At 49.9% G+C, this 24160-nt stretch carries 15 protein-coding genes; 6 read left to right on the top strand and 9 right to left on the bottom strand.

What is annotated here, in order from left to right; genetic code table 11:
* Positions 1–23: 23 nt before the first annotated feature.
* Both GCWU000325_RS09865 and GCWU000325_RS09870 read right to left on the bottom strand, forming a co-directional pair.
* On the bottom strand, positions 24–464 hold the full coding sequence (locus tag GCWU000325_RS09865) for an Hsp20/alpha crystallin family protein (RefSeq protein ID WP_006256439.1): 441 nt from the start codon (positions 462–464) through the stop codon (positions 24–26).
* A 327-nt stretch (positions 465–791) separates the two neighbouring features.
* A complete protein-coding gene (locus tag GCWU000325_RS09870) occupies positions 792–1244 on the bottom strand; it encodes a hypothetical protein (RefSeq protein WP_040599628.1) in 453 nt (150 codons plus the stop codon).
* Positions 1245–1269: 25 nt separating this feature from the next.
* On the opposite strand from GCWU000325_RS09870, the gene GCWU000325_RS09875 reads away from it, so the two are divergent.
* Both GCWU000325_RS09875 and GCWU000325_RS09880 read left to right on the top strand, forming a co-directional pair.
* Positions 1270–2811 (top strand): glycine--tRNA ligase, encoded by a 1542-nt coding sequence (locus GCWU000325_RS09875; protein ID WP_006256442.1) that lies wholly within the window; start codon positions 1270–1272, stop codon positions 2809–2811.
* A 30-nt stretch (positions 2812–2841) separates the two neighbouring features.
* Complete coding sequence (locus GCWU000325_RS09880) at positions 2842–3495, top strand: FKBP-type peptidyl-prolyl cis-trans isomerase (protein ID WP_006256443.1); 654 nt, start codon at positions 2842–2844, stop codon at positions 3493–3495.
* Between the two features lie 203 nt (positions 3496–3698).
* Here GCWU000325_RS09880 and tsaE read toward each other — a convergent pair whose 3' ends face one another.
* The 5 genes from tsaE to GCWU000325_RS09915 all read right to left on the bottom strand — a co-directional run bounded on the left by tsaE (position 3699) and on the right by GCWU000325_RS09915 (position 15885).
* Positions 3699–4118: a tRNA (adenosine(37)-N6)-threonylcarbamoyltransferase complex ATPase subunit type 1 TsaE gene (gene tsaE, locus GCWU000325_RS09885; protein ID WP_006256444.1), complete on the bottom strand. Its 420-nt coding sequence runs from the start codon at positions 4116–4118 to the stop codon at positions 3699–3701.
* Positions 4119–4287: 169 nt separating this feature from the next.
* Positions 4288–4563 carry a 50S ribosomal protein L27 gene (gene rpmA, locus GCWU000325_RS09890; RefSeq protein WP_006256445.1) on the bottom strand — a complete coding sequence of 92 codons (276 nt, stop codon included), beginning with the start codon at positions 4561–4563 and terminating at the stop codon, positions 4288–4290.
* 20 nt (positions 4564–4583) lie between these two features.
* Positions 4584–4901 carry a 50S ribosomal protein L21 gene (gene rplU / locus GCWU000325_RS09895; RefSeq protein ID WP_006256446.1) on the bottom strand — a complete coding sequence of 106 codons (318 nt, stop codon included), beginning with the start codon at positions 4899–4901 and terminating at the stop codon, positions 4584–4586.
* A gap of 733 nt (positions 4902–5634) precedes the next feature.
* On the bottom strand, positions 5635–10170 hold the full coding sequence (locus GCWU000325_RS09910; protein WP_006256450.1) for a choice-of-anchor J domain-containing protein: 4536 nt from the start codon (positions 10168–10170) through the stop codon (positions 5635–5637).
* A 1176-nt stretch (positions 10171–11346) separates the two neighbouring features.
* On the bottom strand, positions 11347–15885 hold the full coding sequence (locus GCWU000325_RS09915) for a choice-of-anchor J domain-containing protein (RefSeq protein WP_154646641.1): 4539 nt from the start codon (positions 15883–15885) through the stop codon (positions 11347–11349).
* Between the two features lie 870 nt (positions 15886–16755).
* On the opposite strand from GCWU000325_RS09915, the gene GCWU000325_RS09925 reads away from it, so the two are divergent.
* Positions 16756–16926, top strand: coding sequence for a DUF362 domain-containing protein (locus tag GCWU000325_RS09925; RefSeq protein ID WP_006256462.1), 171 nt, complete (start codon positions 16756–16758; stop codon positions 16924–16926).
* A 195-nt stretch (positions 16927–17121) separates the two neighbouring features.
* Positions 17122–17835 carry a type IX secretion/gliding motility protein PorT/SprT gene (porT, locus tag GCWU000325_RS09930; RefSeq protein WP_006256463.1) on the top strand — a complete coding sequence of 238 codons (714 nt, stop codon included), beginning with the start codon at positions 17122–17124 and terminating at the stop codon, positions 17833–17835.
* Between the two features lie 204 nt (positions 17836–18039).
* On the opposite strand, the gene GCWU000325_RS09935 is transcribed toward porT, so the two are convergent.
* Positions 18040–19074 (bottom strand): YeiH family protein, encoded by a 1035-nt coding sequence (locus tag GCWU000325_RS09935; RefSeq protein ID WP_006256466.1) that lies wholly within the window; start codon positions 19072–19074, stop codon positions 18040–18042.
* A gap of 221 nt (positions 19075–19295) precedes the next feature.
* Positions 19296–20729 (bottom strand): aspartate ammonia-lyase, encoded by a 1434-nt coding sequence (locus GCWU000325_RS09940; protein WP_006256468.1) that lies wholly within the window; start codon positions 20727–20729, stop codon positions 19296–19298.
* 250 nt (positions 20730–20979) lie between these two features.
* Here GCWU000325_RS09940 and GCWU000325_RS09945 point away from each other — a divergent pair, with 250 nt between their 5' ends.
* Both GCWU000325_RS09945 and GCWU000325_RS09950 read left to right on the top strand, forming a co-directional pair.
* The gene (locus GCWU000325_RS09945; RefSeq protein WP_006256470.1) at positions 20980–22155 is read left to right on the top strand and encodes a porin; all 1176 of its coding nucleotides are present in this window, start codon (positions 20980–20982) and stop codon (positions 22153–22155) included.
* A 932-nt stretch (positions 22156–23087) separates the two neighbouring features.
* The gene (locus GCWU000325_RS09950) at positions 23088–23903 is read left to right on the top strand and encodes a hypothetical protein (RefSeq protein WP_006256474.1); all 816 of its coding nucleotides are present in this window, start codon (positions 23088–23090) and stop codon (positions 23901–23903) included.
* Positions 23904–24160: the final 257 nt, after the last annotated feature.

A 24160-nucleotide genomic window follows, 5' to 3' on the forward strand; every position in this document is an offset into this window, starting at 1 on the left:
AATGGAAAAAATCCTAAAAATATTTATTTCACTTCGATCTGTTGCAGCGTTTCTTGCTTCTGCTCCGGCGTGAGCTTGGGAAGCGTAATGTGCAATACGCCGTTTTCTACGTTTGCGCCAATCTTTTGCTTGTCAACATCTTCGGGCAGGATCAGCGTCTGACTGAATTTGGTATACGAAAACTCGCGGCGCAAGTAGCGTGCCTTGGTTTTTTCGTCTCCCTCAGCCGTATTGGTTTGCTGCTTCTCCATTTCGATGACGAGGTTATTGTCAGCGTCGACGTGGATCTTGAAATCGTCCTTCGTCATGCCCGGCGCGGCAACCTCAACTTCGTATTGCTGCTCATCGACTAAGACATTGATGGCCGGCGCGGTGGCATTTGCCTTGCGCATCCATTCGTTATCAAAAAAATCGTCAAACCAATTGGGCAACCAGTTTTGATCATATTTTCTTACAGGTACCATAATTAAATCTCCTTTCTTTATTTGTTTGGTTATATTATATGCTTTATTCTCCGGCCTTTCGACCTTTGTTTACACTTTATCCTATCGCAAGTCGTGTGCCAACCGGATTTTATGGTGTTTCTCGCAGATAAACTGCAAAACAACTAACTTTTTGTCATATATGCTGCCATTTTGACAGTTTTTCTCTTATTCAGTGCCGATTATAGTGCCGTGGCGCGTGCGGAGGTTCCGGATAATGATGTGGCAGATCCCAATTTTGCGGCCAAGCGTAGGCTGCGGTGCAAGCGAATAGGGATATTTAAGGAGGACGATTTGAAAATGAGTTGACTACGTGCTTATTTCGTGCGGCACAATGTCCCGCGGTTCGTCCTCGCATCGCTTTTCTATTTCGTTTGGCGGCAGCAAACTATCGTTTGGTCGGAGCATACTATCGTTTGGTGGGAGCAAACCATTGTTTGGCGGGAGCAAACGAAGCGAGAGCTTTCGCGCCACGCCGTGCAATGCGTATTCCGGCAAGGCGTGCCCAAGTTTTGCCGTCGACTTATGAGGCGCGGCAGTATCAGCAGCCAACTTTTCGCGCAGCTCGCCCCGATTGGCTGCTCGAAAAGTGCGTAGGCAGACATTATATATATAGTATGTCCCGCGGCAATCGGGACAATGGCGAGCGGCAGTCGGCCGCTGCGCACTGCCATTTGCGGAGGAAGCCTTCACAATCGGTAGGGCGCAATTAAATGCGGGCAAGAAGATGTATGTCGGGAGAAAAATGTAATTTTGCCTCAAATATATAAAGCAGGAAATTAGAAGTATGGCGCAAGAAGATGTATTTAAGAAAATCGTAGCCCATTGCAAGGAATATGGATTTGTCTTTCCCGGCAGTGATATTTACGATGGCCTCGGAGCCGTTTACGACTACGGGCAAAACGGCGTAGAACTAAAGAACAACATCAAGCAATATTGGTGGCAGAGTATGGTGCTGCTCCACGAAAATATCGTAGGTATCGACTCCGCAGTCTTTATGCACCCGACGGTATGGAAGGCTTCGGGCCACGTCGATGCGTTCAACGATCCGCTGATCGATAACCGCGACAGTAAAAAACGCTACCGCGCCGACGTGTTGATCGAAGATCAGATTGCGAAATACGAAGAAAAAATCGAAAAAGAGGTGGCTAAGGCGCGCAAACGCTTTGGTGATGCCTTTGATGAGGCGCAATTCTGCGCCACAAATCAGCGCGTGATCGATAATCAAACGCGCCGCGACGCGCTCCACAAGCGCTACGAGGAGGCAATGAACGCCAACGACCTCAAAGCCTTGTATCAGATCATCATCGACGAAGAAATCGTGGATCCGATCAGTGGCACGCGCAACTGGACCGAGGTGCGGCAGTTCAATTTAATGTTTAAGACCGAGGTTGGCAGTACCGCCGAGGGCGCATCGGCCATCTATCTGCGTCCGGAGACGGCACAAGGCATTTTTGTCAACTATCTGAACGTGCAGAAGACGGGACGTATGAAGCTCCCCTTCGGCATCGCGCAGATTGGTAAAGCCTTTCGCAACGAAATTGTGGCCCGCCAGTTTATCTTCCGTATGCGCGAGTTTGAGCAGATGGAGATGCAATTTTTCGTAAAGCCGGGCACGGAGCACGAATGGTTTAATCGGTGGAAGGAATGGCGTATGAAGTGGCACCAAGCCTTGGGCTTCGGCGCGGAATGTTATCGTTTCCACGACCACGAAAAGCTTGCGCACTACGCCAACGCAGCTACCGACATCGAATTTAAGATGCCCTTCGGCTTCAAGGAGGTTGAGGGCATCCATTCTCGCACCGACTATGACCTGCGCCGTCACGAAGAATTTTCAGGCAAGAGCATTAAATACTTCGATCCGGAGACGAACGAAAGTTATACGCCCTATGATATTGAAACATCAATCGGTGTAGACCGTATGTTCCTATCTGTGATGTGCCACGCTTATACGGAAGAGAAATTAGACAACGGCGAGACGCGTGTAGTCTTGCGTTTGCCGGCTGCCTTGGCGCCTGTGAAGTTGGCCGTCTTGCCGCTCGTTCGCAAAGACGGCTTGCCCGAGAAGGCACGTGAGATTATGAACGAACTTAAATTCCACTTCAACTGCAAATACGAGGAGAAAGATACGATCGGAAAGCGTTATCGTCGCGCCGATGCCATAGGTACGCCTTATTGTATCACGATTGATCACGACACACTCAAAGAAAATACGGTGACGCTGCGTGATCGCGATACGATGACGCAAGAGCGCGTTCCGGTAGAGCAACTTCGCGCGCTGATAGAGGACAAGGTTTCGATCACGTCCTTACTTAAGCAACTTCAATAGCCGCTTCGGCTTTCAAAAGCTTCTTGAATTATGATGAAACGAATCTTATTCTTGCTCACAGGTCTTATTTTGCTGGTGGCTTGTCAGGAAAACGTAGAGCCAAAAGACCCGGAGTTTGATAATTGGAAGGCCCGTAACGAGGCTGCATTCAAAACGCAGCTCAACGTGGCCCGACAAAATATTGCGACAGCCAAAGCGCAATACGGCAACGCTTGGGAAGCGAATTGCGATTACAGACTGATGCGAAAGTTTTCGCTGACTGGTGAGTCGCAAGTCAAGTATCGCGATACGCTTTGTGTGCAAATCTTGGAGCGCGGTACGGGCAGCGGATCGCCATACTTTACCGACACGGTGCGAATTAACTATACGGTGCGCCTGATGCCGACTACGCAGCATCCGGAAGGCAAACTTATGGCGCATTCGGGCCAAAGTGTGAACCCGGCAGACATATTTAGTCCGACGATGTCTGCGCCGGCGAAGTTTGGCGTCAGCTATTGGCGCGCCGCAGTGGCCACCGCGTTGATGAAAATGCGCATCGGCGATCACTGGCGTCTGTATATTCCGGCTGATTTGGCTTACTTTCCGAGCAATTATGGCAAACTTCCTGCCGGCTCGATGCTGATTATGGAGATCCAACTCAAAGGTTATTACCGCATAAGTACGAAACCGGGCGACTGGAAATAGGTTTGCGAGGCTGCGGCCGCTACGATATAAAAATATGCCCCTAAGCGCTTCAGCTTAGGGGTATATTTTATGGCTGCCGGCCGAGAATTTAATGCGGCTGTTCGGTGGCGGGCTGCTGCGCTTTGGGTGGGGGCCGGCGCTGTCCGAGATGCTGTGGCGGCCGGCTGAACTTGGGGCGTGCCGCGCGCCGTTTGGCGGAGCGTTTAGTCCATTGTCAGCGTGCGAGAACCATCGGCGTTTTCCGTAAGGTTGACGCGGACGGTCTCTTCGGGTAGCAATTGCTCGATCAGTTCGGGCCATTCGAGCAGGCAGACGTCGCCGGAGTAGAGGTAATCCTCATAGCCCATATCGTAGACTTCTTCCAAGCGCTTTATGCGGTAGAAATCGAAATGGAAGATGCACCGATCGGCCGCTGCGTTGTGATATTCGTTGACGATGGCAAAGGTGGGCGAGTTGACAACGTCAACGATGCCCATTTCCTCGCAGAGGGCTTTGATGAACGTGGTTTTACCGACGCCCATCTTACCATAAAAAGCGAAGATGGTGCGGTCTTGCATCGCGGCGATGAAGCTGCGCGCGGCTTGAGGCAAGTCGGCTTCCGATTGTATCCGGATAGTAGTCATATCAGTTGTGTCGTGTGGTTGTGCGCTATGGGTTTTGCGGCGTTAGGAATGTAAAAAGGAGGTTATGCGTTGTCCGCACGACCTCCTTTTTCTGACCTTTTAGAGAATGAAAAAAGGGATAGATTTTGGCTTATGCCGCATCCATCCCGTTTTCTTTCTTTATGGATGGTTAAGCTTCAGCTTTGGGCTCAACAGAGACTACGCTGCGGTTGGGCTTTCCGAAGTGTTTACCTTTACGGAACGTTACCGTGCCTTCAACAAGGGCATAAAGCGTATGATCACTGCCCATTCCGACATTCTTGCCCGGATAGTGAGCCGTACCACGCTGACGGACGATGATATTGCCTGCTTGGCAATATTGGCCGCCCCAAATCTTAACACCTAATCGCTGCGAAGCTGATTCGCGGCCGTTCTTAGAACTACCTACACCTTTCTTATGTGCCATTTTCTTCTACGTTTTTGGAGTTAAGCAATTACATTCTTGATTGTGACCTCTGTAAACTGTTGGCGATGGCCTTTGAGTTTGCGATGTCCTTTGCGGCGCTTCTTGTGGAAGACCAATACTTTTTCGCCTTTAACCAGCGGCGTGATCACTTCGCAAACAACTTTTGCGCCGGCCACTGTCGGTGTGCCAACGTTGATTGTGCCGTCGTTGTCTACGAGTAAAACTTTCTCAAATTCAACAGTCTGATTAGCTTCTGCGGCTTGGATGTGAGCTACGAAGAGCTTCTTGCCTTCTTCTGCCTTAAACTGCTGACCGTTAATTTCTACGATTGCGTACATTGATGTTTTGTTAAATAACGGATTTCTCCGCGAGGCGGATGCCGATCGGCTTCGCTTGTTTTGCCCCAACGGACTCTAAATCGGCGCAAAAATACAAACTATTCTTTGAGTATGCAAGCAAAAAGTGCTTTTTCTGCTTTGTGAGGGCCGATGGGTTGGTGAAATTTTTCGGGCGATGTGCGGCGTGGTGTGGATGTCGCGCCTTTTTCTTTACGCTTCTTATTGTCAGACGCTTTCGCTCTGACGTGGAGAGGCGACGGCTTGAAGTGGAGGGCTTGCGCTCGTGATGAAAAGAGCTTGCGCTCGTGATAAAAAAGGTCTACGCTCGTGAGGATAAAGGTTTGCGCTCGTAATAAAAAGGGGTTTTTCTTAGGAGGGGGCGATGGGGAATTGGTGCTCGGGGCGTGGTTTTCTTGTTGCCGGCTTATAAAACGGGGCGTTATTTCTTTGTAGTTCTGCGTTGGTCGATGGCCTATGGCTTTGGGCGGGGCGTAGGTTTACCGGTATAAAGAGTTGTGGGGGCGGCAGGTTGGCGATTGGAGATGGAGAACTTTCTGAAGAGCTGCTTGCGGCGGCGTATGTGGGAGGGGGGGGGCTTGTGTGCGGGGATGTCAGCGTGGGTGCGGCGGGATGTGTGGGGGGAGTTTGGTCCCTTTCGGGCTGAAAAAAACGGCAACCTCCTGTGGTGGAGAGGTTGCCGTAAAAGTGTGTGGTCACTAATGGCGGGTAGTTGTTATTTGATTACCACCTTTTGGCCATTGATGACGTAGATACCGCGTTCGAGGCGAGGCAGACTGTTGAGCCCCTTGGCGATGAGGCGGCCGTCGATCGTGTAAATGTCGATTGGCTGACCGGATAGCGCCTCAATCAGTTGCAATGCTGTAGTCACGTTGATCAGAACGGCTTGCGACTCGCCCTTTTCGTAGACAGCAGTGATGCCATACGTGTGCGCACCTTCGGTGTCTGCACTATCGTCAAGTTTCATCGTGTTGCCATCGAGACCTATTACCAACTTGCCGTCTCTATATACGTTGTATCCCTTTGGAGCATCGTAGCCCTTTGTGAATGTTACGTCGTCGAGCATCAAGAGGCAGACATTGTCTTTGTCGGTAATGTGGTGGATTGCGAAATATTTCGCTCCCTCGGGTAGATCTACGGCGATGTTTTGGAAAGCACCTCCGCTAATGGTGTGCGTATCGCCGATCTTTTGGAAATCTTCCTTATTGCGGCCGGTAGTAGAGTAGAGTATTTCGATTTGCTCTACATAGTCCTTAGACTTAGCCTTGAAGTTGTTTATCCAAAGGTCGATCTTTTGCGCTGCTCCTGAGAGCTTCGGACTGATCAGCCAGTTGTCGGCGTCTAAGAAGTCGGTTCCATCGTCATTTGACGTGTAAACGGCAGCCAGATATTGATCACCCGAATGCGGCGCAATGCCCGGATTAGCTTCGATACAACCGGTGAAGAGGTTCTCCGGATTGAAGGCGATGAATGCAAACGGCGTGCCCTGGTGTTTGTATGGATAAGATCTCCAGAAACCACCCGTGATACCGCCGTCGGCATCGATGGTCGTCCAGTCTCCGAACGTGTCGATTGACCAAGGCATATAGAACTCAAAGTCTTCCGTGATGGTTTGCGAAGTTGAGGATGGAGCACTCCAATTTAACGATACGTTCGTGCCTCCTTTGGTTTGAGCCGTTACATTTTCCGGTTTCGGGAACTCTGAATCCTTTAATTTTACGGTTGCTTCACAAACATTGTCAGCCTTGTTTTGGTCTTCATCGCAGATGACTTCAGCCTTGAGTGCAACGCTGTTGCCTTCGATTAAGACGTTTGCCTTGTAGTCTATAGCGATTTCGCGAATTTCGCCTGATTGAATAGCTTGTTCTGAAGCAATTTCTTTCACAAGTTCATTTCCGGCCGTGAGGCGTACCTTGTAAGTGTTGATTGCTTCTACGCCATAGTTCTCTACAGAAATCGTGGTGCGTGCAGTTTCACCCTTCATCATCATTTCCGGTGCAGAGATGGAAGCTTTCAAGTCGCGTTCGTTGAGATCGCGCAAACTAATCTTATCGAACCAAAGCGGTGTATTTATTTCGCCGCCGATGATATGGATGCCGATTTGGATGTAGCGCTCCTTGGCAAATTGATTCGCGTCAAGATCGCATACCATCTTTTGCCAACCTTCTTGGCCTGTATAGGTTGCGTAGTCGAATTGTCCGACTTTTACAATCGTATTATCCGGTTTGCGCACTTCTACTTCAAGTTTGATGGGCTTGCCCGGAGTAGAATAGTGGTAGAGAGCGATTTGCGGGTGCTTCGTATCTTTCAGTGAAATCTTACCGGAATTGAGGCTTGCCTCGTCTCCTGCGGCTTTCGTATTGAAAACAAATGCGCCGCCGTCGTTATCATATGCTTTGTTGGTCGTAATGGCAAACGAAGAACTGCCTGAGCGCTCAATCCACCATAGCAGATTTAATCGTCCTCCCGGTAGAGATTCCTCGATCGGCAACGCGTAAGGCGTACCTATTACCAATCCCTTTGTTGCGGCCAACTTACTTGTTCCCGCATCGTTTGTGGCAGAGAGTGCATAAAGAATAAATTCCTGATTACCCTCTTCTGTGTTGCGAGTTACCTGATAAGTTGTCTGCTGCGTATCATCTAAAATTTCTGCGCTTGGGTTGCCTTGTTTATCATATACAATATTGTATACCTGATAGATAACATTTTCCGGAAGTACTATACCGCCGTTCTTGCCTACTCCTTCTACAGCATCCCAATCTATCTTGATGCTGCTTTGTTGGTCTGTCAAGCGGCCGTTAGTCGGTGCTTTCGGAACATCGAGTCCCACGTATACCGTCTTGTTCAGTCTGCGGCCGTCACCGTCTTTGTTGGTACAATAGATGGTGTATGTAGCGAAACCATTTTCTTCAACTTCGTCCTCAAAGGTGTATTGTTTGCCGCGAGCTGGATATTCCACCATTTTCACGACGCCCTTGCCTTTGCGTTCGACTGTATAGCGGAAGAGACCGCTCAACGGTTTGCCGGCAATGTCCAGCGTAGGTGTTGTAAACGTAATCGTTGCTTTCTTCGCAGCTTGCGGATTGGGCGTGATCGTCAAGTTCGATACCGTGTCGGGTGCGCTGAATGAGACGCCTTTTTCGATAGAAATGCTGTCAATGTAAAGGAAGAATTGATTCTTAGGGCTTAAGGCGTGGAAACCGATGCGGTATTCACCGTCAGCATCAATCTTGAGGTCTTTTTCATAAGTGATATAATCTTTCGAAGAGATATCTGTCGGAGCTAATATTTCATCGGTCATATCTTCTGCCTTGTCTCCCTTACCGAATTTCACTTCCAGGCGTTCCTTGAATTTTTCCATGCGCGATTTCGTTTTGAAAGCAACATGATAGAGGAAGCCTTTCTTCAAATGAACTGGTGGTGTCAGCATCCAGTCGTCAGCATCCGCGTTACGATTGTATGGATATATAGCTGCCTGTCCTGACGTGCCCGGATCCCAGCTTGCATACGGATTCCACTTCCACGTTTTTCCGTCGCCATTGACATCAATAATCTTAAACAGATTCATTGATTCGCTCGTTTTGAAGTTTTCCAAGTAAGGAATGCTGACCGTATCGCCGAGAATAACGCCGTTTGACATGCTTTCAACGCTCTGCTGCGTACCGTTGTGCGCTAAAACGCCGTAAGTGTAGTAAATCATTTCACCTTTCTGCAAGGTTTCTGCAAACTGGGTCGCACTTCCGTTCGTGACCACTTTAACAGAGTCCGGATAGCGCATAACGTCGTATGTCAACGGGCCAAGATAGCCGTCGTGAATCGTGCTCGTCGGCGCCTGCCACGTTAAATTAACCGCTCCGGTCGCATTATCGATTGTGAGTTTTATGTCCTCGATCGCCTTCGGTTCATCATAGCCGATCCATTTTTCGATACGTGCATACGTGCCGGGGCCGGCAGCGTTTTCCAGTTGTACTACGAAGCGCGTCAAGCCTTCTTTTGTTACCGAAACATCAGCTGAAACGTTAGCACCGGGCTGCGTTTTTCCCGTAGCTAAAATCTGCTTGCCCAGCATAACGCGATAAGTGAGTTCGCCGGTAAGCGTACTGCCGCCATAGGTTTTGGTCGGTGCCTTGAAGTTTACTTTACCGCTAAGCGAAGCTTCGTTAAATGCGACGCTGAGTTCTTCGGCTGCCGCCGGTGCTCCCGCTTCTGCCAGCGGCTTCGGGACGGTTAGTGCCAAAACGATGTCGCCATTGGGGAAGTCGGAGATTTTTGTCACCGCACCCGTAGCGAGGTCAACCGTGTACAAGACCGACTGTTGCGCGTTGTCTACGCTGGCCCAGTAGAACGTATTTGTCTTTTGGTCTATCTCGCCGCTTTGGCTGTAGTAAGAGCCATCGGCGTCCGTAATTTCTATTCCTGTTGAGCCGATCAGCGTCTCCGTGCCGTTCGTCTTGTCTATTTTATATAAGTTACCATCTGTGGCTATACCATATAGATAACCATCGGTTGAGAGTCCTAATGCGACGTAAGCCTTGTCCGTCGTACCGAAAGTTGTGCGCGTTTCGTTTTCAAAATCAACAACGCCAAACTCGCGTTTGGTCAGATCTGAATTATAAAATGCGCCGTAAATTTCTCCTGTAGTCTGATCCTGTGCCGTTTCAAGGGCAGCCAAACTCAGATCTATTTCTGTCGGCGGTGCTATTCTTTGCCAATTTTCCGGATCAAACTGCATATGGTAGGCTTTGACAATGCCCCACACGGCCAAAGACGTATCCAGATAGACGGAGTGCATAACGCCGTCGACTACGCCGCTTCCGCCGTTGGCAATCAGAGTGGGATCTTCTCCCAGCAGATTGAGTGCAGTGATCGGTGGCGCGGTAGAGAAAGAGTAGAAGCCATAATGCGTCTCCTCTTCTCCCCAAGTGTTTTGGTAGATCACATTGCCCCATAAGGTCATCGGTGCAGGGGCATCCAAGAGACTTGGGGGCGTAGCGTTTCTTGCGCTTTTCAAGGTGCGCTTCACGGTTTGGGGTACCGCGCGCAGGCGGTCGGGCCGCACGTAGCGCATTTTTGCCGGCGCCCAGGCCGGATAAGTTTTTTGTAGATCAACTTGCGCTTCCGTCTTCTCCTCAGGACCGCCGCGCGGATGCGCCGGCAGCTGCTTTAGATCGACTTGCGCCATCGTCTGTCCGGAAAAAGCCAAGCTAAGAAGCAAGGCACCCGTCACTAAGGTAGATAGTCTTTTAGTCATGATCAAGATGATTTAAATGAATAAAAAAAAGTAAGAGTCTCGTTTTCCTTGCAGATTTTGCAAATATCCGCCACTTGATTTTCATTGTCAACCTTTTCACCTTATTTATTTATAATTTAAGGGTTAAAAATTGTTTATTTAGGCCGGAAGTACTCGATATGTGTACTTTTCGGTCTGTTTCTCAATATCTTTTGTTTAGTTTTTGTGTGTTTATTTTGTTGTATGTCTCATTCCGGTCGGCCTGTCTGAAAGAGGGCGAGGGCTATTGTCGCCGATAACGGACTGTGTGGCTGACAAGTGCTTTTTCGCGTTGTCGAAATTCGCGATAGCTCTTTCGTCCGACTGATTCAGTCGCGTAAAAGGTTCTTATTCCGTTTGATCGAATCGTTGTTTTTTTGGTCGACGGGCGGCTTTTTTCTCTTTTGGCTTCCGCATATGTCGTGCTCAGCCTGCCTCCTGCTGCTTCGCTCTAAAATCGGTTCGCCTTTGTCCTGATATGAGTTTAATTTCGTCTGACAAACAGCCCGATTCGTTTTGGATTATGTGCGAGAAAAGCTTATTTCTATGGATTGTCATCGTGATAAAAAATGCTTACGCTCACGATAAAAAGAGTTTGCGCTCGTGATAAAAAAGGTTTGCGCTCACGATGAAAAACACAGAAGCTTGTGAAAAGAAATGAGGAAATGGCGATTTGAAGGATTGCTTTTTGCTGTATCCGCCTGAATAATAGCGTTTTTCGCTGTGTGTTGCTTGCGCTTCGCCGCCTATGTGTCTGTCGTGCCTGTTTGTTTTTGGTGTGGAAGGGACTTCTTTGTTGCCCGAGGCGACAAATGGTTTGTCGTTCTTCTCGGCTATGCTTGTCGGCCTTTTCGTTTGTCTGCTTTTTCGCGATACATGATGAGGGCCGGCAGACTACTTGCCGGAAACGACGGGGGGCGTTTTTTTATTTTGCTAAAAAAAGAATGGTCGTTATGAAGCGTAAATGAGGCTTGGGGCTTGATAAGGAGGGATTTTCGATGGCTGATGCAAACAGGCAGGAAGTCGGTTTGCACTGCCGCGTGGGCAATGAGCCTTTCGGCTGCTCCCGCTTCTCACGTCGTAGGTCAAAAAAACGACAACCTCCTACGGTGGGGAGGTTGTCGTTGGTTAAAGAGGATTGTTGGCAAAAAATAGTCTTTATTTGACCACTACTTTCTTACCATTGATAACGTATACGCCAGGGGCGAGTTGCGGCAAACGCTTCAGCGCTTTGCCGATCAGGCGACCATCGGCTGCATAAACGTCGTATGGTTGGCCGGACATCGCCTCAATAAGTTGGATAGCCGTAGTGACGTCAATCCAAACGGGCTTCGATTCGCCCTTATCATAGACTGCCGTGATGGCATAGCGATGCAGGCCTTCGGTTTCCGCTTTGTCGTCGATCGTCATCGTTTGTTCGTTGAGCGTTGCGACGAGTTTACCATCGCGATATACGTTGTAGCCTTTCGGCTTTGCATAGCCCTTGACGAAGGTCACGTCGTCGAGCATAAAGATGCAGACGTTGTCTTTCCCCGTAATGTGGCGGATGGCAAAATATTTGGCGCCTTGCGGCAGGTCGGCCTTGATGTTTTGGAATTTTCCGCCACTTACTCGGCGCGTTTCGCCCACTTTTTGGAAGTTTTGGGGCTGTCGGTCGGTCGTAGAATAGAGTATGTCGATCTGTTCCGTAAACTCCTGCGATTGGCTCTTATAGTTGTTGACCCAGAAGTTGATCTGCTGCGCCTCGCCTGAGAGCATGGGGCTGATCAGCCAGTTGTCGGCATCGACTGATTCGGTCTCGCCGGGCTTGGTCGAATAGATCGCCGTCAGATATTGTTCGCCGGAGTGTGGCTTCAGGATCGGGTTGCTCTCCGTGCAACCTGCGAAGAGGTTTTCGGGATTGAAGGCGATGAAAGCAAAGGGTGTGCCTTGGTGCTTGTAGGGGTGCGACTTCCAGAAGCCGCCCACGTTGCCGCCGTCGCCGTCGATGCCGGTCCAGTCGCCAAAGTTGTTGATCGTCCAGGGCGCGTAGCTTTCAAAATCTTCCGTCACTTTGCGCGTCAAAGCGGCAGGTGCTTGCCAATTGAGTTGCACGTCTTGCTCCGATTTCAGTGTGGCCGTGACGTTTTCCGGTTGCGGCAGGTCTGAATCTTTGAGCGTGGTGGTCGCTTCGCTGAAGTTGTCGTCGATGTTGGGGTCTTCCTCGCATACGACTTCGGCTTTGAGCGTGACAGCTTCGTCGTTGCTCAAAATATTCGTCTTATAGTCGATCGTAAAATCGCAGGTTTCGCCCGCCGGAAGGGCCTTTTCTGATGCGATTTCTTGTACGAGTTCGCTGCCCGCCTTGAGGCGTACCTTGTAGGCTTGAATGGGTTCTGCACCGATGTTCTTTACGCTTACGGTGGTGGGAATCGTCTCGCCCTTCGTGGCTACTTCGGGCGCGGTGATTGCGACGTTGAGGTCGTGATCAGGCGCGTCGTACACCATAATCTTGTCGACCCAAACCGGCACGCGGGCTTTGTCGGCCACGGCGCGGATGCGGAATTGCAGATAAGGCTCAGCGCCAAACTTGGTCTTGTCGATGTCGTACTCGAATTTGTTCCAGTCGGTCACGGTTTTGAGGGGGGCGTAGTCGAACTGACCCACCTTGACCAGTGTGTTGTCGGCCTTGCGAATTTCCAGTTCTAAACGGATGGGTTTTGCCGGTTCGGCGAAGTGGTAGAAGGAGATTCGTGGGTGCTTAGCGCCTTGTATGGAAATTTTTCCGGAGTTGATGCAGGCGTCGTCACCGGCTTTGTCGGCGCTAAACTTGAAGGCGCCGCCGTCTTTGTCGACCGTGCGGTCGCTGGTCGTGCCGAAGGTGGATTTGCCTGAATGTTCGTGCCACCATAGCAGACTGAGTTCGTCGCCGGCTACTGATTCCTTGATCGGTAACGCGTAGGGCGCGCCGACTACTAAGCCTTGGGTGAACGAAACGGGGCTCGCTCCGCTCGCATTCTTGGCGGATAGACCATATATAATGTATTGCTGGGGACCTTGAGCGGTGTTGCGCGATACGTTGTAAGAGGTTTGCATCGTTTCCGTCAGGAATTGGGGCGTAGGTTTCCCGCTTTGACTATCGTAAGATATGTTGTAAATGCGATAGATTACGTTTTGCGGCAATACAACGCCGCCGTGCTGGCCTACGCTACCGACTGCGTCCCACTCGATGCCGATGTTGTCGCTCCGATCTGAGAGTCGGCCGCCCTCAGGCGCTTGCGGAGCGTCGAGTCCGATGAAGACCGTCTTGGTCAGTTTGCGACCTTCCCCGTTTTTATTGAAACACGTGATGGTATAAGTGGCGATGCCGGCGTCTGTAAGCACGTCTTCGAAAGTGTATTGCTTGCCGCGAGCGGGGTATTCTACCTCTTTCACGACGCCTTTCCCTTCGCGCTCAATCGTAAAGCGGAACAGACCGCTCAAAGGCTGGCCTTTGAGGTCCTTTGTCGGTGTTTTGAAAGTAAGCGTGGCTTTCTTCTCGGCCTGCGGATTGGGCGTGATGGTCAGATCTTGAACCGAATCGGGCGCGCTAAAAGCAATGCCGTTCCCAATTGAAATACTATCGATGTAGAGGAAGAGCTGATTTTGCGGGCTCAAAGCGTGGAAGCCGATGCGATATTTTCCGTCGGCGTCAATCGAAAGATCTTTTTCGAATGTAACGTAGCCGTCCGTGGATATTTCTGTGGGCGCCAAAATTTCGTTTGACATATCCTCGATCTGATCACCCTTTCCGAACTTCACTTCCAGGCGCTCTTTGTACCTTTTTAAGCGCGACTTGGTCTTGAATGCGAAATGGTAGATATGATCTTTTTTCAACATAACCGGCGGCGTCAACATCCAATCGTCGGCGTCTTGTTCCGGATTGTAGTAATATGTGGCCGCTTGTCCCGCCGCGCCCGTTTCATATTTGCCGTAGGGGTTCCAAACCCACGTTTGCCCGTCGTTATTGACGTCAATTATTTTAAAGAGGTTCATAGATGCGGGCGTTTTGAACTCTTCCAAGTAGGGCAGGCTTACGCTATCGCCCAGCACGGCGCCGTTGGAGTAGGCTTGAGCGCTTTTCTGCGTACCGTTGTGGGCCCAGATGCCATACGAGTAGTAAGTCATTTCGCCTTTTGTCAGGGTTTCGGCAAACTCTGTTGCGCTTCCGTTTGTGACCACCATCACAGAATCCGGGTAGCGCATAACGTCATACGTCAAGGTGCCGAGATAACCTTCGTGGAGTGTGGCTGTCGGTGCTGACCACGTCAGTTTGGCCGCGCCCGTTTCGTTATTGATGTCGAGGTGTGCATTTTCGATTGCTCGCGGCTCATCATAGCCGATCCACTTTTCGACATATGTATAAGGCCCTTGCCCTGCCGCGTTTTCCAAGCGTAGCGTGAAGCGTACGAGTCCCTCTTGCGCCACCGTAACGTTGGCCGAGACCTCTTCGCCGGCTTGTGCCGTACCGGTGGCCAACGTATTTTTACCTTGCAAGATGTTATACGTCACGTTGCCGTTCAGCGTGCTGCCGCCAAAAGTCTTCGTCGGCACTTTGAAGTCGATCTTGCCCGTGAGCGAAGCCCCCGTAAAGTTGGCCGCCATTTCTTCCGCTGCGGCCGGAGCTCCCGCTGCCGCTTTCGGCTTCGGTACGATCAAGCCCACGAACATATCATTGTTCGGGAAGTCGGAAATTTTTGTTGCTGCCCCCGTCTTGAGGTCCACCGTGTATAAGGCCGCATTCTGCTGCGCATCGACACAGGTCCAGTAGAACGTATTTGTTTTCGCGTCGATCTCGCCACTTTGTCCCGAGTAACTGCCATCCTCGTCCAAGAGCGTTACGCCCGTCGAGCCGATTTGCGTTTCCTTGCCGTTCGTCTTATCTATTTTATATAAGTAACCATCGCTGGCGATGCCGTATAAGAAGCCATCCGTGGAAAGTCCGAGGGCAACATACGACTTATCCGTTTTGCCAAACGTAGTGCGCGTTTCCTTTTCAAAATCTATGACGCCAAATTCCCGCTGCTGCAGTTGCGCGTCATAAAATTCGCCATAGACCTCGCCCGTCGTTGGATCCTGCGCCGTTTCGAAGGCCGCCAGATGAAGTTGCACCTCTTTTGAGGGCGCAACCCTTTCCCACGTTTCCGGATCAAACTGCAAATGATACGCTTTGATAATGCCATAGACCGCGAGCGACGTATCTAAGAAGACGCCGTGCAAGACGCCGTTGACGATGCCGCATCCGGCGTTGAAAATCATGTCGGGATCTTTGCCCAACAAGTTGACCGAGTTGACCGGAGCCGCCGTAGAGAAGGCGTAGTAGCCATATTGAGGTTCCCCCTCGCCCCACGTGGTCTGATAGATCGCATTGCCCCACAACTCGATCGGCGCCGGTGCTCCCAAGAGGCTTGGAGGCGTAGCCCCCTTTCGGCTTTTATTAGGGCGATTCAAAGTTTGCGGTAAGTTGCGCAAATTGTTGGGTCGTATGTAGCCCATTTTCACCGACGCCAATGCCGGATACGTTTGCCTAAGGTCGATTTCCGCCTCCGGCCGTGTGTTGATGTCGCCCCGCGGATGCATGAGCGCCGGCTTTGCGCCAACTTGCGCTTGCGCCGGTCCGGAGAAGGCCAAACAAGCCGCCAAAGCTCCGGTCATTAAGATGGATAATTTTTTTCTCATTATTAAAAATGGATTTAGGTAAATAAAGGTCGACGTTTTCGTTTTCCGTATAATCGTTACAAATATGCGTATTTTTATTTTCTTCAGCAATATTTTCAGCATCTTTGTTCGTCTTTTTAAGGCAAATGTTGGCAAAGTGAGAATTTTGTTGACTTATTTTCCAATGCTTCTGCTTTGTTTTTCTGCGCGCATTGTTAAGTTGTTTGTAGTGAAATGTGTGTTACTGTCTACTTTTTCGGTAATTGATGGCGCATAAGTTGTATTATAATGAGATGACGGCTAACTATTGTTATTTCTTGACTTGAAATGCGCCTTGCGATGTCCTGTTTGTCGACGAATAGGCCTGATACAGCGTCGGTAAGTCTCATCCTATCCCCCATCAAAACTTTTATAAGAAGCGCGATTCTTTTATTTTTATTACTTTTTCGCGCAGATGTGTTGCTCTTGCTTTCACCTTCTTTTTCGGCCCTCGCACGGCAGAATCAGCAGGTCGCCAATCAGTTATCTAAAAACTTGATTTTATCCCCTTCCGAATGCACATCGTAAGCAGCAAACATCTGCGGCGCACCTTTTTTATCACGACAAAAAAGGCTTACGCTCACGATGAAAAAGGTTTGCGCTCGTGAGAAAAAAGGCTTCCGCTCGTGAGCGTACACTGCGTCGATGGGGAGAAGGGGCTGCAAGAAGTAGATTTTGTCCCTAAAAAATAAGTTTTATTCGCGCGTTTTTCCCCCATTTAGCGTAAAAAATGCGTGCAGAGCGATAAAAAATAAGCAGAAAGCGTGCAATATTAAATCGGAATGCGTATCTTTGCACCTGTTCCGGAGAGGAACTTACTACATAACAACAATTTAAATTTTTAGAATTACTATGGCTTACGTTATTAGCGACGACTGCGTTGCATGTGGAACGTGCATCGGCGAATGCCCGACAGAATCTATCTCTGAAGGCGAAAAATATTCAATCAATCCTGACTCTTGTGTTGATTGCGGTGCTTGCGCAGACGCTTGCCCGACGGGCGCAATCGCTCCCGGCGAATAATTAGTCAGACTTACGACTTACGGCGGCCCGAGGTAATTTGCTTCGGGCCGCTGCTTTTTATCCGCTTATCGATACTTTTTTGCTCGATATTGGGCCATTAGGTCGTAAAAATAGGCGCTGCGGGCAATATTCGGCGCCCTCGCACGTTTAGAACAATAAGATGAAGCGCTCAAAGTGGGCCTTCACAATACAGATATGAAGACCCGATTACTCCTTCTCGCCTGTTTGCTCCTCGCAAGCCTGCAACTGCCGCTCGCTGCCCAAGAACGGAAGTTGCAGAACAAGCCCTTTATCGATGAGCGCCGCTTCCACTACGGATTCTTCGTGGGGCTGGCGGATCAGGGATTGAAGTTGCGCAACAATGGCTTTATCCAGCCCGGCACGGGGCGGCAGTGGGTTGCCGAAAACGATAGTCAGAATTTTGGCTTTTCAGTGGGTATCTTAGGCGATCTGCGTTTGGGGCGCTACGTCTCCCTACGCACATTGCCCCAGTTGCAGTTTGGCAGTAAGCATTTGAGTTTTCGCGATTTAAGTACGGGCGAAAAGCGGTCGCAAGATATGAAGTCGACCTACATTGGCCTGCCCATCGATCTCAAAGTGGCGGCGCCGCGCTTCAACAACTATCGCCCCTACGTGATGCTCGGCATTGCGCCCTTTTATGACCTGACCACGAGCAAGCATTCGCTGCTGCGCACGAAGGCGCTCAATACCTGCTTGGAGGTAGGTATGGGCTGCGAAATTTATCTGCCGTTTTTCAAACTCGTGCCCGAGTTGAAGTTTGATTTCGGTTTGGGCAATGTGCTCGACAAGCAGCGCCCCGAACTCACCGATCCCGCTCAGCGCATCTTTACGGAAAGCATTGATGCCGCGCATCTGAATATGGTTTCGCTCGTGTTCTATTTTGAATGACGCAGAGCGCTGCCGAGGCCGACGGCGATGAAGCCTTGCGGGCTGCAGGAGAAGACAACTTAAGAGATGAAAGCCCCCCCCCGACGGCTTACTCCCCAACAAGACCGACACACAATTATATATAATGATCCCCCACCTTGGCGGTGAGGGAATGGAGATGATGGCGCTGCATACGAAAGTGTGCGGCGCTGCTCTTTTTTAGGCTTAGCTGATCATCGGCACAACATATTTGGCCAAGAAATAGCCGCCGCAGATGAGCCAGCAGAAGAGCAGGGCGGCCAAAAGGAAGGGCTTGAAACCAGCTTTCTTAAACTTGTCGAAGCTCGTTTCAGCGCCTAAGGCCGTCATAGCCATTGTCAGCAAAAATGTATCTAACTTATTGATAAATTCTACGACTTCTGCGGAGAGCAGGTGCAGCGAATTGAAGCCGATAACCAAGAGGAAAAGGATGGCAAACCAGGGGATGTCGATCTTACTCTTAGCGCCCTCAGCATTGCCCGCCATTGCGCGGCGCGCCATCGCATAACTGATAATAAACAGTACGGGGACGAGCATAATGACGCGGATCATCTTGACGATGATCGCGACGTTGGACACTTCCGGCCCCATCGCGTTGCCCGCACCTACGACGTGGGCTACTTCGTGAATGGTCGAACCGGCAAAAATGCCCATCGTCTCGGGCGGTAAAACAAAGATACCGCTGCGGTAGAGGACGGGATAGAGGAACATGGCGGTTGTTCCGAAGATGACAACCGTAGCTACGGCCACGGCCGTCTTATATGGTTGGGTGCGCACGGCGGATTCTGCGCCCAATACGGCTGCTGCGCCGCAAATGCCGCTGCCGACGGAAGTCAGCAAGGCGATGTCGCGATCCACTTTGAGGAGCTTGCCGAGCAAAATGCCGCCGAGGATGGTGACAGTTACGATTATGGCGTCGATGCAAATACCCGGCAAACCCACGGCCGTGACGTCCTGAAAAGAGAGTTTGAAACCGTAGAGGATGATACCGAAGCGCAGGATGCGCTTTGAGCAGAATTTAATGCCGGGCACCCAGGTCTCGGGCAGATTGTTGCGCAAAGAGTTGGCATACAGCATACCCAAAATAATGCCGACAATCATCGGGCTGAAAGATAGGTGCTTTACGAAGCTTAAATCGCCGATGGCGAACGAGGCGCTGGCGAAAAGGGCCATCAGCAACACGCCGTGGAGCATACTGCTGCGTTCTTCTGATAATTTCATGTGGTGGGGCTTAAAATAGCTTGGTCGGTCTTGACCGCTTTGTGACGTTGGCGGCGTTGAAAATAAGGTCGCGGCAAACGGTTTCCAAGATCGCCGGGAGACAGTTCGGCCGGTCGCTTAGCGGCCATCGGCCTGACGCGAAAAAAGGCCGCTGCTCCGATTACAAAAGAGAAATAAAAAGGCCGAGCAACTGCGCGGGCAGCGGCTCGGCCTGTATGTTTTTAGTGTTTGGGCTTGATGTCCAATTTAACCGGACTGATCAAGTTCTCCGGCCTGAAGAGCGTGTCCAAATCTTCTTTGGAGAGGATGTCGTGCTCGAGGATCAAGTCGTAGACGCTACGGCCCGTTTCGAGCGCTTCCTTAGCGATGCGGGTAGAATTCTTATAGCCGATAACGGGGTTAAGCGCCGTTACGATACCGATGCTGCGGTGTACGTGTTCGAGACAAGCTTCCTTATTGGCGATAATGCCGTCTACGCAACGTGTGCGCAAGGTGTCGAAACCGTTCATCAAGAGGTCTGCCGATTCGAAGCAGCATTGTGCCATTACCGGCTCCATTGCGTTAAGCTCCATTTGCGCAGCTTCCGAACTCATACTTACGCAAAGGTCGTTGCCAATCACTTTGTAAGCAATCTGATTCATCACCTCGGGAATAACCGGATTGATCTTGCCCGGCATAATTGAAGAGCCCGGTTGCACACCCGGGAGCGTGATCTCGCCCAAGCCGCAGCGCGGGCCGGAAGAGATGAGGCGCAAGTCGTTGCATATCTTGTTCATCTTCAAGGCAACCATACGCATTGCGCTCGAATAGCCTGCCATGCAAGAAGTGTCCGACGTAGCGCCCACGAGGTCGTCAGAAAGGCGATAAGCATAGCCCGTAATGGCTGCGATCTCCGCTGTGCTCATTTCAGCATAGTTCGGTTCGGCACAGATACCCGTTCCGATTGCCGTAGCGCCCATATTGATGACCAAGAATTCAGCTGCCGCAGCGTCGAGGTGAGGCAGTTCGTTGCGCAAGATAGAAGCAAAACCGTGGAACGTCTGGCCCAAAGTCATAGGCACAGCATCCTGAAGTTGCGTGCGGCCCATTTTGAGCACGCCGGCAAACTCTTCCGCCTTCTTTTCAAAAGCCTCGATCAGTTGCTCCAAGTGCTGACGCAAACGGAGGTGCGTTTCGTAGAGACCGATGTGGATGGCCGTCGGGTAAGCATCGTTAGTAGATTGCGAGCGGTTCACGTGGTCGTTGGGCGAGCAGCGTTTATAGTCGCCGCGTTCGCAGCCCATCAGTTCGAGTGCGCGGTTAGCGATCACCTCGTTAGCGTTCATGTTTGTCGTTGTGCCGGCGCCGCCTTGAATCATATCTACGGGGAATGCTTCAGTGTGGCGACCTTCGATGAGTTCCATGCAAGCCTGCTCGATAGCCTTCGCCATATCGTCGGGGATGAGGCCGAGCTTGTGGTTAGCGCGTACGGCGCCCAATTTCGTTACGCCGAGGCCCTTGATGAAGAGCGGGTATTGGCTTAACTTAAAGTGGCTGATGGGGAAGTTTTCCATACCACGAAGCGTTTGTACGCCATAGAGTGCCTCATACGGTACTTCGCGCGCACCGATCAAGTCGCTTTCAGTGCGGGTTTTTTTCGTGTTTTCAGTAGTCATTGAGTTTCAAGTTTTATATTGTTCATTATAATTTACGGGGCTAAGTTAGCGCTTTATTTGAGATAAACTACATTCTGAAAGAATAAATAATTGCAGGATGAGGAATTTAACTTAAAATAGAGGATTCTTCACTTACTATCCTTGGGAATGTTATCTTTTTGACTACTTTTGCCTGCCGTTGGCCCTTCTTCTCTATGGTTGTGGTCGGCAAAAGGGTAGCTTGTTGCCTTATTTTTAACAAAACAAATCTATGAAAAAGATATATGCACTCGTAGCACTGTTATTTTTATCCTTGTCGGTTCAAGCACAAGAACCTTCTTCGCGTGAGCATTATCCACAGGGCGATAAGACCTTGTGGGAGATGGTCAGTAAGCTGGAAAAGAAGCAAGATAAGATCAATGTGTTTCTGAATATGCGCGGCGAGTTTGACGCCAACTTCGAGGAAGGCAATTTCCAAGATGGATCCTTTCAAGTGCCCGTAATGCGTCTCGGCGTGCTGGGTCGGTTAAACAAACTCGTTTCCTATTCTTTGCAGCAGCGCATCGGGCATAGCAGCAACGGGCGAGTTACGGACGGTCTCTCGTCGTCCGTCGACGTGATGAGCGTAGGGATTCATCCTAACGAGAAGTTGCGCTTCGACCTCGGTCGTCAATGCGCCGTCTATGGCGGCTACGAAGCCTGGCTCAATCCGATCGACGTGTACCGATTCAGCGAAATGCTCGACCGCGTGGAGGTTTATCTGACGGGCGTCAACGCCAGTTATATGATCAAGCCTACGCAGGAACTCCAATTTCAAGTAGTCAACAGTCGGCGCACGCCGACGGCGGAAATGTACGGCCCGTCCTATGCCGACGCAAAGTTGCCGATGATTTATACGCTCAATTGGAACGGTAGTTTCTTTAACGAAAAACTGACTACGCGCTGGTCGGCCTCTTTGATCAAGCAGGCGAAGGGCAACAACGGCTACTACTTTGCCTTCGGTCACGAATGGACGCTCGGGCGCTTCAATGGGTATTTCGATTATATGCTCTCAGAAGAAAACATCGACGCCCACGGATATGTGACGGACATGCTGCATACGCTGACGCCCGATGTGAAAGATCACGTCCGCCATACGCGTTACAATTCGGTGATCCTTAAGCTCAATTATCGCTTTCTGCCGCGCTGGAATGTCTTTGCCAAGGGCTATTATGAGACGTCCGCATTGACCAAGCCGACGCTGACGGCAGAAAAAGGACTCTATCGCCGCTCTTATGCTTACATGGCCGGCGTAGAATTTTATCCGATGAAGGAGAATCTGCATTTCTTCATCAATTATTATGGCCGCTCCCACGTGCATACGCCGCGCGCCAAGGTCTTCGGCGCGAAGAATCATACGGAGGCTCGCCTCTCAGCCGGCTTCGTTTATCAGTTGCCCATCTTCTAAGGCGCGCTACACATCTTATAATATACGCGCGCGTAGAAGACCGAGCGAGGTGACGGATCAGTCTTTGATGAAAAAATATTTACGTGTGATTTTTCATCAAAGATCTTTTTATGGCTATACGCCTCAAAAAACGACTTTATAAGTAGTTGATATTCAGGATCTATATATGCCTGAAAACTTTCTTATAGGAAAGTAAAAATTGTCCTTAGGAGAATTAAAATTGTCTTAGGAGACAATTTTTCTTTTCTTAGGTGAAAGTTTTTCCGTTCTCCTAAGCAAATTTTTCGGGGGTCTTGTGTGTGGGAAAATCTTTACATATCTTGGTCGCGTCAATGCTTATGCCGGTTGTCAAACTATGCTTTGTGTGCGCTTCGATGAAGATTTTCGGATTGAGCATAAAGGTGCGTTTGCGTCGGTAGCCATTTATTTTGTATCCTCCCCCTGCTTATCTTCTTGCCCACAAATCATACGCCGCGAGGCAAACGCATTATTTTTCTGCTGTGTCCTTACCCTTTCTCTATTTTGTGCGATGTGGCAGAATTTTTTTTCGTTGACAAAATGTAGACAAACGTGAATGTCGACGACGGAGTGCCGGAAAGAAAATAATATTCCTTAAAATCATTGTCATACAAGGCCTTGTTGCTCCTTTTACCGACTGGAATCGGAGGTGTATAATGGTTCGCTTTTTTCGCAATATTGTTTACAAAATGCTTTTATAGATATCGGGGGGGGTGAAGAAACGATAAAAATAAGCGTAAGAACTTGCTTATTTGCAGTAGTCGCTGTAACTTTGTGGCAAAATCATATAATTGCGACGGTTTTCTGCCGCTAACTTAAATTTTATAACTGAAATCTTGCCTGCTTTTCCTCGGTTTTGGCGCTTTAGGAGGCAAATGGCAGATCAAATTGAGAACAATTAAATAAGATCGCTTATGAAAAACGTTTTACTTATCATCGCTTTGGCGCTCTTCGGCTTTCGCGCCGTAGCGCAGGATTATCGTCCTTTCGTGGAAGAGGGGAAGACGTGGCGGGTAGCCTCCCTCATTCCGCTAAATGATGATCCGACGTATCCCGTAGAACACGAATATTACTTTATGAAAGGAGATACTGTCGTGGATGGTAAGACTTGGAAGAAAGTGTATCACACCTCTTTCAGTAAGTTTGACTTCTTGGTGCGCGAAGAAAACAAGCGCGTCTACTACACTCCTTATCCCGGGCGCGAAGAGTTGATGTACGACTTTAATGTCGCTGTGGGCGATACGGTCGCTTATCGTGATATTCGCGAGTTCTATAATGGAGATACGGCAGAGGATTATGAAAGGCTTTGTCGTAATTGGGATTCTGTTGCTGTCGTAGCTACCAATGAAGTGATAGAGAATACCGGACACGCCTATCGTAGCTATAACTTGTATCGAGAGTGGACTTATAATTACGACGATCCGGACAATTATAATAAGGATATTCACATTGGATATGCCTGGGAAGCCTGGATTGAATGTCTGGGGAGCACGGGCAATGCCTTTCAGCACGCTATTACCACCACTTGGCTCATTGGTTCGCGCCGACACGTCTTAGAGGAATGTTCAGTTGGCGATGAAATTTTGTATCATCACGACTTGAGCGGCATTACTGCGCCAAAGCTTGATGCGACCGATAAGGCGGCGATTTACGACTTGAGCGGTCGGCGCTTGCAGACTGCCCCGCAGCGCGGCGTCTACATCGTGAATGGGAAGAAATATATACGATAAGACGTAGATCTTTTTAAGGCGGTCGGGGAGCAAGATTTCTCGACCGCCTTATATATAATGGTGTGGCAAAGGGAAGAATCCTTTGCCTTTTTGTCTATTCGGCCGTCTTCTTGAAGGGAAATGGTCGGTCGAGATCCTTTAAAGCTTATCGCGCAAAGTTGTTTGAGGAGGCTTTGAAAGATCCTTGCATCCTCAGTCGCGGGCAAGACCTTAGATGATTGACGGACTTTAGGGCTTTTTGACGCTTCCTTAAGAGG

The sequence above is a fragment of the Alloprevotella tannerae ATCC 51259 genome, from assembly GCF_000159995.1.
Lineage (GTDB): Bacteria > Bacteroidota > Bacteroidia > Bacteroidales > Bacteroidaceae > Alloprevotella > Alloprevotella tannerae.

Excerpts from the sequence above, each read along its gene's own strand:
- GCWU000325_RS09940 (WP_006256468.1), bottom strand. The coding sequence starts at position 20,729 with ATGACTACTGAAAACACGAAAAAAACCCGCACTGAAAGCGACTTGATC.
- GCWU000325_RS09925 (WP_006256462.1), top strand. The coding sequence starts at position 16,756 with ATGGCTTACGTTATTAGCGACGACTGCGTTGCATGTGGAACGTGCATC.
- rpmA (WP_006256445.1), bottom strand. The coding sequence starts at position 4,563 with ATGGCACATAAGAAAGGTGTAGGTAGTTCTAAGAACGGCCGCGAATCA.
- tsaE (WP_006256444.1), bottom strand. The coding sequence starts at position 4,118 with ATGACTACTATCCGGATACAATCGGAAGCCGACTTGCCTCAAGCCGCG.
- rplU (WP_006256446.1), bottom strand. The coding sequence starts at position 4,901 with ATGTACGCAATCGTAGAAATTAACGGTCAGCAGTTTAAGGCAGAAGAA.
- GCWU000325_RS09865 (WP_006256439.1), bottom strand. The coding sequence starts at position 464 with ATGGTACCTGTAAGAAAATATGATCAAAACTGGTTGCCCAATTGGTTT.
- GCWU000325_RS09935 (WP_006256466.1), bottom strand. The coding sequence starts at position 19,074 with ATGAAATTATCAGAAGAACGCAGCAGTATGCTCCACGGCGTGTTGCTG.
- GCWU000325_RS09945 (WP_006256470.1), top strand. The coding sequence starts at position 20,980 with ATGAAAAAGATATATGCACTCGTAGCACTGTTATTTTTATCCTTGTCG.
- GCWU000325_RS09910 (WP_006256450.1), bottom strand. The coding sequence starts at position 10,170 with ATGACTAAAAGACTATCTACCTTAGTGACGGGTGCCTTGCTTCTTAGC.
- porT (WP_006256463.1), top strand. The coding sequence starts at position 17,122 with ATGAAGACCCGATTACTCCTTCTCGCCTGTTTGCTCCTCGCAAGCCTG.
- GCWU000325_RS09950 (WP_006256474.1), top strand. The coding sequence starts at position 23,088 with ATGAAAAACGTTTTACTTATCATCGCTTTGGCGCTCTTCGGCTTTCGC.
- GCWU000325_RS09880 (WP_006256443.1), top strand. The coding sequence starts at position 2,842 with ATGATGAAACGAATCTTATTCTTGCTCACAGGTCTTATTTTGCTGGTG.
- GCWU000325_RS09875 (WP_006256442.1), top strand. The coding sequence starts at position 1,270 with ATGGCGCAAGAAGATGTATTTAAGAAAATCGTAGCCCATTGCAAGGAA.
- GCWU000325_RS09915 (WP_154646641.1), bottom strand. The coding sequence starts at position 15,885 with ATGAGAAAAAAATTATCCATCTTAATGACCGGAGCTTTGGCGGCTTGT.